The 10580-nt window shown below is 37.8% G+C and carries 9 protein-coding genes; 1 reads left to right on the forward strand and 8 read right to left on the reverse strand.

Features of this window, described 5'->3' with window-relative positions; all coding sequences use genetic code 11:
- The 5 genes from ON15_RS06195 to abc-f all read right to left on the reverse strand — a co-directional run.
- Nucleotides 1-450 (reverse strand): divalent metal cation transporter (locus ON15_RS06195; protein ID WP_010580621.1); only part of this gene is annotated, 450 nt, incomplete at its 3' end.
- Between the two features lie 1031 nt (nt 451-1481).
- The gene (locus ON15_RS06200; protein ID WP_010580622.1) at nt 1482-2855 is read right to left on the reverse strand and encodes an NAD-dependent succinate-semialdehyde dehydrogenase; all 1374 of its coding nucleotides are present in this window, start codon (nt 2853-2855) and stop codon (nt 1482-1484) included.
- A 203-nt stretch (nt 2856-3058) separates the two neighbouring features.
- Nucleotides 3059-3580: a GNAT family N-acetyltransferase gene (locus ON15_RS06205; RefSeq protein ID WP_010580623.1), complete on the reverse strand. Its 522-nt coding sequence runs from the start codon at nt 3578-3580 to the stop codon at nt 3059-3061.
- 147 nt (nt 3581-3727) lie between these two features.
- The gene (locus ON15_RS06210; RefSeq protein ID WP_010580624.1) at nt 3728-3940 is read right to left on the reverse strand and encodes a hypothetical protein; all 213 of its coding nucleotides are present in this window, start codon (nt 3938-3940) and stop codon (nt 3728-3730) included.
- A 172-nt stretch (nt 3941-4112) separates the two neighbouring features.
- Nucleotides 4113-5618: a ribosomal protection-like ABC-F family protein gene (abc-f, locus tag ON15_RS06215; protein WP_010580625.1), complete on the reverse strand. Its 1506-nt coding sequence runs from the start codon at nt 5616-5618 to the stop codon at nt 4113-4115.
- Between the two features lie 372 nt (nt 5619-5990).
- Here abc-f and ON15_RS06220 point away from each other — a divergent pair, with 372 nt between their 5' ends.
- Complete coding sequence (locus tag ON15_RS06220; protein WP_010580626.1) at nt 5991-7019, forward strand: polysaccharide pyruvyl transferase family protein; 1029 nt, start codon at nt 5991-5993, stop codon at nt 7017-7019.
- 158 nt (nt 7020-7177) lie between these two features.
- Here ON15_RS06220 and hemH read toward each other — a convergent pair whose 3' ends face one another.
- The 3 genes from hemH to ON15_RS06235 all read right to left on the reverse strand — a co-directional run bounded on the left by hemH (nt 7178) and on the right by ON15_RS06235 (nt 10519).
- Nucleotides 7178-8098 (reverse strand): ferrochelatase, encoded by a 921-nt coding sequence (gene hemH, locus ON15_RS06225; protein ID WP_010580627.1) that lies wholly within the window; start codon nt 8096-8098, stop codon nt 7178-7180.
- A 12-nt stretch (nt 8099-8110) separates the two neighbouring features.
- Nucleotides 8111-8854 carry a hydrogen peroxide-dependent heme synthase gene (gene hemQ, locus ON15_RS06230; RefSeq protein ID WP_010580628.1) on the reverse strand — a complete coding sequence of 248 codons (744 nt, stop codon included), beginning with the start codon at nt 8852-8854 and terminating at the stop codon, nt 8111-8113.
- A 258-nt stretch (nt 8855-9112) separates the two neighbouring features.
- Nucleotides 9113-10519, reverse strand: coding sequence for a C69 family dipeptidase (locus tag ON15_RS06235; protein ID WP_010580629.1), 1407 nt, complete (start codon nt 10517-10519; stop codon nt 9113-9115).
- Between the last annotated feature and the right edge of the window lie 61 nt (nt 10520-10580).

Genomic DNA, 10580 nt, shown 5'->3' on the forward strand with positions numbered 1-10580 from the left:
AATTTTTTCAACCCGCCGATAACTACCACAAAAAGCAATCGCGATTAATAAAACCGTCGCCAGGGGAACTGTTAGCCATTTAGAAATCCCCCATAACTCACCAACACCGGCAATTCCCGCAAATTCTGTCAATAAAGCACCAATTGCCGAAATTGCCAAGGTCCCAGCCGACAAAATTGCCCAGCCACGACCAAAATTCTCGCGAATCAGCTCACCGTGTCCTTTGCCAGTCACTAGGCCCAAACGAACAGTCATTTCCTGAGCCATAAATAGGACTGGGATCAATAGCAGCTGTGGTAAAATCATCGTATATTTCCATTGTGCTCCTGATTGAGCAGCGGTCATCAAACATCCAGCATCGGTATCCGCCAACATAACAATCAAACCTGGTCCAAAAACTTTAAAAAGCTGTTTTTTATTTATAGAAGTTGATTTATTTAAAGCTAACATGCAAAAACTACTTCCTTCATCAAGTCTTGCTTAAATGAGAATCTTTTTCAATTAGTTTTATCTTAGCACGCCTAGTTATAAAGATCTATGCCAAAAAAGATGTTCACTAAAAAAATAATTAAATTATCAACCAATCAAAAGTCCAGTTTCAAATGATTACTCGCTTGAGCCAAAAAAAAGACCCCAGCAATTAACTGGGGTCCAGCAATGATGTGGAGTGACTAGGTCCACTTAAAAATGGTGTATAACCATCAATATTTCTAAGAATATAATATCATCAATCAATTATTTAGTACAGTATGTTATACTAGTTTTGGCTACAGTATAGGCTCGACCGCCTGAATTAAACTGCTTGCCAAATGGCGTCAAAATGACCATCATTATTTCGGCTGCTTTAGTTATTCAATTCTTTGTTGTTTAATTGATACTCAGAATTAACTATAAGCAACATTAAAGCACTAGGATGATTCCTAGTGTTTTTGTTTGCCATCAACTACAGATTTAGCAGCTATGCGAGTTTTTAATTAGCAAACTATTCAATTGAGCATTTTTATTGAAAGCGTTTTCTAGTGTGCTATAATACGAAGTGTAAGGGATTATAGCACAGCCTATAATCTTGCTGGGCATCATTTAGAATGTGATCGTCTGGCAAATAAACCGTGATTGCGGTTGGAAAAGAGGTTTAAGCTTGATAATTCCCTTATTTTTCAGCAGTTCAGTGAGATAATTGAACAGTGATTTAGTTAAAAAGTACCGATTAAGCAGGAATCGGAAACTGTATCAATTAAGTAGTATAAGAGATAAGTGTTGGTAACAATTTAGGTTGTAAACAGACATTATCTCGCTGAACTGTTTTTTTGCGCCTTAAAATTAATAATCACCCACTAATTAACGCTCAGGGCAAAAGATATCTAGCAGCTGCAATTTATTTAAAAAAACTCCGAATTAAACGGCCAAGCTATCATTGATTACTTGGCCGTTTAATTCGGAATATAATTGTAACGATCTTAAATAGTTTATCTATGCTTTTATTAGTTCTTTTTTGGTGTATAAACCAAATGTTCATTGATAAATGCATTAAAGCCTAACTGACTTAATTCCCGGCCATAGCCTGAGTTCTTGACGCCACCAAATGGCAATTCTGGCAATGAAGCCCAGCCGGAATTGATCCAGCTCATCCCAGTTTCAATCTTGGCAGCTACTTCCTCAGCATGCTGATGATTGCTGCTGAAAATTGTATTACCTAAGCCGTAGCTCGAATCATTGGCAATTTGAATTGCTTCCGCTTCAGAATTAACTTTATACACTGAAACAACCGGGCCAAACATTTCTTGGTTAAAGATTGGATTATCTTTCTTAATATCGGTCAAGATCATCGGTGCAAAGAATTGTCCCTCAGAATCAATTGCTTCTTTTTGATAATAAACTTTAGCTCCATGGTCAATTGCTTCTTTAACTTGTTTTTCCAGTTTTTCTTTGGCTGCTTTTGAAGACATTGGTGCTAAGGTCGTTGATCGATCTAATGGATCACCCATTTTGACTTGTGAAACAGCAGCTTTCATCATTTCCAAGAATTTATCATAGATATCTGCCATGACAATGAAGCGCTTGGATGAAGTACATACCTGGCCTGCATTATAGAGGCGCGCTTGCGGTGCAACTTCTTTCAACTCATCCCAGTCAGCATCACTTAAAATAATGAAAGCATCATTGCCGCCAAGTTCCATCGTGCTCTTCTTCAAAGCTTTGCCAGCTTCAGCAGCGACTGAGGCCCCGCCTCTTTCTGAACCTGTTAAACAAACACCGACCACTCTTGGATCAGCAATTGCCTTGCTGACTTGATCGTAACTGATGAATAAATTAGTCAAGCTGCCTTTCGGTGCTCCCGCTTCGGCAACAGCGTCAGCAAAAGCCTGCGCCGATGCCGGGCAAATTGATGCATCTTTCAAAATCATCGGGTTGCCCACCATAAAGTTTGGTGCAAAGACCCGAGCAATTTGATAAAAAGGAAAGTTCCAAGGCTCAACTGCAACTAAAACACCGGTAGCTTGTTTTAAATAGTAGGCATCACCTGTGTCAGTTTCCAATGGCTGGGGTTTAAGAAAGTCTGCTGCTTTATCAGCATAGTAATCACAAATATCTGCACACAGATCAACTTCGCCTTCAGCCTCGCCGATCAGTTTACCCATATCACGGGTCATGACCTCTGCATATTCAGTTCTTCTTTGTCTTAATAAATCAGCCACCTTATGCAAAGTAACTTTGCGATCAGTCAATGGTTCATAGCGCCATTTTTTGTATAAAGCATGTGCTGTAGCTAGAGTTGTTTCTAGTTCTTCATCGGTCGCATTAGCAAATTCTTTTTCGACCTGATTTGTATATGGATTAGTCGTCTTGTAAGCCATAAATTAAAAAAGCCTCCTTCTAAGTTATCTTAATTATACTTTAAGATCCGCTCATTGTTGGTTAAAATGCTCAACCATTCAAAAAATTGGTACGCAGCAATTATAAAATCAATTCTTCATGATGGCAAGTTTTTTATTTCAAAGAAACAGGACCATTCCATCAAGTTCTAAATAAACTTGGTTGAATAGTCCTTTCTTTTAAATTACTTTAAGAACAATTGAAAAGCTTTCCGCTGATCGTTTGGATCTTGATGCATATAGACAATTCCAGCATATTCAAAACCGGCTTTAAGAATTAAATGCTGCATTCGCTTATTTTTTTCATGAGTGTCGATTCTAACTTCCCGAAAACCTAAGCGATAGGCTTCACTGATCAAATTACTGAAAAAATAATCACCTAAGTGTTGTCCCTTAAAGTTCGGTTCAATGGCAATTCGATGAATCGTTGCATACTTTCCGAGACCTTTTTGCCAAGCGCCTGCATAAATCTGTTGGTAATTTGAGTCTTCTCGTTGAAAAAGTGTGGCTGTTCCAACTATTTGTCCATTTTTGATCAATAAATATCCATATCCTTGCTTGATATCTTGCAAAATGTCTTCTTTCTGCGGATAAATTCCTTGCCATTGGGGAATCTTTTCTTGGGCTAAAACTTTTTTCCCACTTTGAATTAAAGAATAGATTGTATTTAAATCTTCTTTCTTTGCCTGTCGAATATAAATAGCCATTTCTATCTCCTTGATAAACATACTTTGCTTAAAACAATACCATAACTCCTTGCTTTTGTTAGTAAGATTTTTGTAAAAGTATCAAAAATGATTTTTAATTGTCAACTCAAGAGCACCTAGCCATCAACTCAACTTGCGAACGCAGCTTTAACCATTTCCAACACCTAACTTAGTATCAGAGAAACCAAGTTTTTCTTGTAATCCCCAAACAATCAGCGTTGGAACACCGCTAGTGGCTGTTAAAAGTAATACACTCACTAGTAGTAATCCATACTTTAGTTTGGAAAATTTCTTTGACGCTTTTTTTAAATACCAGTTAATGTTCTGAAGGATGGTATATTTTCTTTGTTCTGTTTTCAACGCTATCCCTCCTCGAATTGGATGTTTATCAACAAATCTGAAGAAAAGGAAACTTGTCAAGCATCTATTTTGCAAATAAAGACCGCTATGGCAACTTTGCTTAATTTTTTCCTAAATAACGTTAATCTTAAATTTAAGCCAAGGCTTCCCCAATTCTAGACAAAAATTACTTTCAAAGTCCGTTGACAACTATCTTTTGACTTGCCACTTGATCAATAAAAGCTTGGTCATGATCGATCAAAATCATAGTTGGCTGGCTGGTCAATATTAAAGTTTGTAATTGTTGCCTGGTAAAAGCATCCAAATAGTTAAGCGGCTCATCCCACAAATAAAAGTTAGCTGCTTCACAGAGCGAGCGAGCTAACGATACTTTTCGATTTTGCCCGCGACTAAGATTTTCTAAACGGTTATTAAAAGTTGCTCGTTCAACTCCCAATTTATGCAAGGTATTTAATAAGTCTGGATAATCAATTCCCGCCTTGCGGGCATAGTCGGCTAGCGATCCAGTTAAGTTTTCAAATTGCTGGGGCAAATAAGAAAACCGTAAAGAATTCTTTTTCACAATTGTTCCCCGAGCAATCAGCTTCTTGCAACCTAAGATAGCTTTAAGCAAGGTCGTTTTACCGCTGCCATTTAAACCGACCAAAGCAATTTGGTGGTTTTTTTGTAAATCCAATGTGATTGGCTGATTCAAGATTCGACCAGCTCTTTTAACTTGGACCTTCTCCAACTGCAAAACATGTTGTTGATAGGGAGCTTGATAATTAAGCCCTAAAGATTCGATTTCTTCGGTATTTTTTAACAGTGACTGCTTTTCTTCAATTTTTGTGGCAACTTTTTTTAAATTGCTGTTTGATCTTTTCATAACTTTAGCTGCCCGATGACCTAGAAACCCCCGATTGATATCAGCATGTTCTTCTCGTTGATGAAAATTTTTACGTTTTTCTTTTTCTGCTCGTTCAGACCACTGACGAATTTTAGTGGCATTTTGCTGCAAATGCTTGATTTGATGATTAAGCTGCTGCTTTTCGAGTTTTTCAGTTTGATTTTGTTTAGCAAACTCCTGCTGCCAAGTTGTATAATTACCATGAAATAATTGAATCTTATTTCGGTCAATTGCCAAAATATGGTCAACTGACTGATCAATAAAACCTTGATCATGACTTGTTAAAATAAAGCCCTGCTTGATCTTTAAATACTGACTGACCACTTGCCGTCCCCAACTGTCTAAATGATTAGTCGGCTCGTCAATTAGCTGAAAAGCCGTTTGATCAACAAAAGCTGCTGCTAGCAAGCTCTTGGTTCGTTGACCCGGGCTTAAGTTTTTAAAAGCCATTGTTAAAATTACTGTTGGCAACCGCAATTTTTCTAATTCAAGTTCCAACCTCCAAAATTCGCTGTCATCCAACTGCGTTATTTGTTGTAAAACTTCTTTGACGGAATACTGTGGTGTGACAACTGTTTGCGGAAAATAATCAAATTTTAAATTAGTTTGAATCGCCCCTTGATATCTAAGGTCACCTAACAATAATCGCAAAAAGGTTGTTTTTCCACGGCCATTTCGGCCAATTAAGCCTAACTTCCAATGTTCATCAATATTTAAATTACAAGCATTAAAAATATTCTTTTCCATGTTATTATATTTAAATGTTAAATTTTTAATTTTAATTGTTCCCATAAAAAAATCCCCTCGCTTAAAGATTGTACTTGGGGACTTACACTGAAATAACCTTTCAACAGCTCAGCGTCTGTTAAAAGCTAATTTATTCAATTTACAGCTATCACCAGAAATGACCTTGATTGATTAGCTTAAAATCGTCAGACTGATCCCCATTTTCGTAAAGATGACAATAACTTGTTAACGATTTTAAAACTTCAATCCCAATCACCCCTTTAATTTCAATTTAAATCTACTCGTAAATTTGTTAGCTGTCAAGCTGGATTAAATGACTAATTTATAAATCAATATTATCATTAAGATTAGAAACATATAAATTCAATGCTAATAACCGGCTTAAATTTAACTTGAACCACCAAAGGAGGGATCTGCATGGTTAAATTTTACCTGCAAGAAAAAGTACCCGTCTCCGTTTTGCCAAGCAATAAGCGTCCCAAATTCTTTTCTTTTGGCATTCCGACGTACACCAATCTTGGTGATCAGGCTGTCTCTTTAGCTCAACGACGCTATATTGAAAATGAATTTCCTGAATTCCAATTTATTGAAATTCTCGAAGAAGATACCGATGATGCAATTACCGCTGTTAAAGAAATTCTGCAGCCTGCTGATGTGGTTTCATTCGTCGGTGGCGGCAATATGGGAAATGTCTACCTTGATCATGAGATCGCCCGCCGGAAAGTCTTTGCTGCTTTCCCTGAAAATTTGACAATTTCTTTTCCACAATCAATCAATTTTGAAGATACCCCAGCTGGCCAAACTGAATTAAAAAAAAGCCAGTCTGCTTACGCTAAGAACCCCAATTTATTTTTAATAGCTCGGGATGCCCAGAGCTACCATCGGATGCAGACCGCTTTTGATAATCATGTTTTATTCACTCCCGATATGGTTCTCTACATCCAGGCCCGGGATCTTGATCATTCGCGTTCCGGAGCATTGTTTGTTTTCCGTCATGATAGCGAAAAAGTCATCGCGGAAGATTTGATTAATTCTTTGAAAGAGATTTTAAGTAATGGTCGTCCCCTCAAGCGAACCGATACTGTTTTGGATACCGTCAAACGTATTACCCCCAGCAATCGCCGCGAATTGATCGTTAAAGAATTAGAATGGTTTTCAAGACAAGAAATCATTATTACCGACCGGTGGCACGCCATGATTTTTTCCGTTTTGACCGGAACCCCTTGTCTTTTATTTGGCAATAGCTATGGGAAAGGCAAACATGCTTATTTTGATTGGCTTGAGCATATTGAATGGGTAACTTATACTGATGAAGATGATCCGCAGAGACTGAAAAAACTAATCAACAGCTTAATTCAACGTTCTGCTCACGAATATGACGTTCGCAAGGATTTTCGCCAACTCGATCGTCTTTTACAGCTTCATAAAGAACGTTTCTCACTTTAAATAACTATTTATTAGCATATAAAGTACTTTATAATTGTTAGCCGAAAATCGTAGTGGTTATGAAGTACTTTTTTTAATGTAATATACTTCAAAAGCTTAATGTTCATTACTGTCATCTTCCTTAATTTACAACAAATATCTAATTCATAAATCTTGCCCTAATTACCTTGTTGGATTGCATTTAAAACTGACTTAACTAACGAAGTGATTAGCAATGGATCTGCATTTGGCAGCTGCAAGCGTTTCAACTTTCCACCTGCTATCGCAACTGCTTTTTTCAATTCAAGATCAATATCATATAAAATCTCTAAGTTATCGGCGATAAAGCCTACTGAACAAGAAATAATTTGATTGATATTATTGTGCTTAATCAAACTTTGAGCAGTTGTCATCAAGTCTGGTTCCAACCACGGATCTGGTGTTCGGCCGGCACTTTGCCAGGCAATGGTATATTGAGCTGAAGTCAAGCCAGCAGCTTTTGCAATAGCTTTAATACAGCCACGGACTTCTTTTTCATAAGTATCGCCATTCTTAATGACTTTTAGCGGTAAACTGTGAGCACTAAAAATCACCTCGGTATCAGTTGTTAAAGGGACTAAGCGCTTTAACTGTTCACTCCAAAATTCGATAAATGCCGGTTGATTCCACCAAGAATTAATTTGATAATAAGATATTCCCGGATAATTGCTCAATTCTCTCAAAGCCACTCGGTGATAGCTAGTTGTAGCAAATTCAGAGCCATAAGGTGCTAGCGGCAGCCCGATTATTTTTTTAAAACCAGCTTCTACAATTTGATCGATTGTCTTTGCGATCAACGGAGAAATATATTTTAACCCAATAAATACTTCAAATTTCCCGGGGAATTTTTGATCAAGTTGTGCTTGTAAACCATCAGCTTGATCTTTAGTGATTTTAGCAAGCGGTGATGTCCCGCCAATCGCCTTATAACGTGCTGCAAGTTGATCATACAGCTTTTGGGGCGGTTTGTGTCCCTGCCGAATTCGCGTATAGTAATCCCAAATATCTTCTATTTTATAAGGTGTGCCATAAGCCATCAGTAGAACTGCAATTTTTTCCATCAAATTTACCTCCTAAATCAACAAAAAATCTTTTAGTTTAGCTGTATTAAGATAACTACCGCAAATAAAGTAAGGAAAATCTCCATAAATTGCACTAGCACTTGCGTAACGCATTTCAGTAACAATTTTTTTGAAAACCAGCGGATCTTCAGCAAACAAGGTGACACCCCATTCTTGATCATCAAATGCAATTGCCCCTGTAATGAATTGCCATATTTTTCCAGCATATTTTCGACCGATAAAACCATGTTCATGCATCATTTCTTTGCGGTCAGCATAAGGCAGCGTATACCAGTTAGCTCCATTCTTGCGTGCTTTGTTCATTGGGTAAAAGCAAATATACGGTTTCTTAGGTAAAATTGGCATCAAATGCTGATTAACGTACTGCCAGCCACGATCATTATGCGGCTTTCCACCATATGTACCAACTTCAGTAACTGAAACAAAAGAATTCACTTCCGTCATAAAATCAAATAAGCGAAGTTTAAGCAATGAGTTTTCAACTTGATTCAAATCGGACATTTTTTCACGCAAAAGCATCATCCCTAGATCTGCTTTATGACCAACCACATTAAAATTATAACTGCTTCCATGATTGTTAGTTTCATTTCCTTGCCAAATTTGTAATTGCTTTTCAAATTCGTGCCAAGCTAGTTGTCGAACTTGACGAGGCTGTTTTTTCCAAGCTGCCCAATCAAGCTTCCAAAACAAATGCAGACAATACCATCCTTCAAGTGTTTCTACTGGTTGTTCCAAATTAATTCCCCCCTAAAAAAGCATGATGACATTTATATGTTAGCGCTTAAAAGAGTAAAAAACAATAAAATTTAGGAGGCTTTGTTTGACCAGTTTAAGTTTATAGCCATGATAATAACTGCTAGTTGAATCATTAGACACTTCAGTTAAGTTACAAGCTAAAAGATTTTCGGTCTTTACAAGTAAAGCTTGATATATTTAGTAGATTAACTAAAATACTCCGTGCTCAGCTTTTGACTCGAGCACGGAGTATTTTAGTTAATCATTTAAATTGTAACGCAGCTTCATATTTTCCGAACCGCTAATCACCATCTTGCCTAACAGTTCTGTCTGACGTTTCATTGCTTCCGCTGCTAACTGCTCATTGGCAGCCGCTAGATAAGCTTGAACATCCGTCGCCGAATCTAATCTTGCATCAGTTTGATTTTGTATCCGCCGATAAGCACTCATTGCTGCTAAGGTATAACTATTGCGCAGATCAACATAAAAATCATAGTCGGTGTCACCCAATAAAGCTGTCGTACAGCTCAGCCAGTACATCTGATTCAAATCAAAGGTGCCGTCAGCATCTTTATAGCTGGCTGGGGTATCAGCAACGTTAGCGTAAAATGGTACGACAGTATTGAAAGTATTGGCGCCAAAAGCCAGCCAATGAATCCCGGCAATCGCTGATGGGACATTATTTCTAATCTGCAAAATATGAACATCATGATTTCGATTAATGCCAATTGGCCGGAACAGTTTCCTTTCGGCTTCTGTACCATTGCCATAGACATCATATTTAGTATTTTCATAATGTGAGCTTAAAACAAATTTGACATCTTCAATCGAAATTTTCCGCTTAGCATGACAGATAAACGGCAGATCTTGATCTTGCGGATCCTGTTCAATTTCTGGATTAAAGTACTTTTGGCCAAACCAAACTCGCGGATTATTGTAAACCGTGTCTTTGATCGTTGCACTGCCAAAAATATGCCGCAAATTAACTTGATCAAAATCTGGGTTCAGCTGATACTTGGTAATCATTTGTTCTAAATCAGCCGAGCAAAGAGTATCCTCTGCATCAAACTCAAAAGCGTCAATACTCATGCGGTTAGCTGCTACTACATAAGCATCATCTGGAATTCGTTTGGCTGCCCAGTGATGGCCTCCAATTGTTTCCAGCCACCAAATTTCATCTTTGTCAGAAAACGCAATTCCATTCGGCTCATAAGTCCCATACTGTTCCAACAGCTGACCTAAGCGCAGCACGCCTTCTTTTGCACTATGAATATAAGGCAAGACCAAAGTAACTAGATCTTCTTCGCCAATCCCACCCATTACGTAAGGATCAACGCCTAAAACTCGTGAATTAGTTGTAATGGTTTCTGTCGCTGACATCGCTACATTCTCACTGTTGATACCAGCTGCTGGCCAAATTCCCTGAGTTAGAATTGAATTAGGGATTGAGGTGTACCGCAATGGGTTATCGGGCAATTCAACTTTGACCTGACTGATAACTGACTGATAATGGCGTGGCTGATCAGCTGGATTAACCACCACAAAGCGTTCTGGATCGAGCGCTTCATGTCCATCATCATTTCTCGAAATAATCGTTGAACCATCGATTGAAGCTTTTTTACCGACCAAAATTGTGGTACATGAACCCTTGACTCTTTTCTCCAATTGTTTAACACTCCTTAAATATAATAATAAATTCATTATACGCTACTTAATAATTAATGTA

The sequence above is a fragment of the Liquorilactobacillus vini DSM 20605 genome (assembly GCF_000255495.1).
GTDB lineage: Bacteria > Bacillota > Bacilli > Lactobacillales > Lactobacillaceae > Liquorilactobacillus > Liquorilactobacillus vini.

Coding starts and splice junctions, on each gene's coding strand:
- ON15_RS06205 (WP_010580623.1), bottom strand. CDS start 3,580: ATGGCTATTTATATTCGACAGGCAAAGAAAGAAGATTTAAATACAATC.
- ON15_RS06200 (WP_010580622.1), bottom strand. CDS start 2,855: ATGGCTTACAAGACGACTAATCCATATACAAATCAGGTCGAAAAAGAA.
- abc-f (WP_010580625.1), bottom strand. CDS start 5,618: ATGGGAACAATTAAAATTAAAAATTTAACATTTAAATATAATAACATG.
- hemH (WP_010580627.1), bottom strand. CDS start 8,098: ATGGAAAAAATTGCAGTTCTACTGATGGCTTATGGCACACCTTATAAA.
- ON15_RS06220 (WP_010580626.1), top strand. CDS start 5,991: ATGGTTAAATTTTACCTGCAAGAAAAAGTACCCGTCTCCGTTTTGCCA.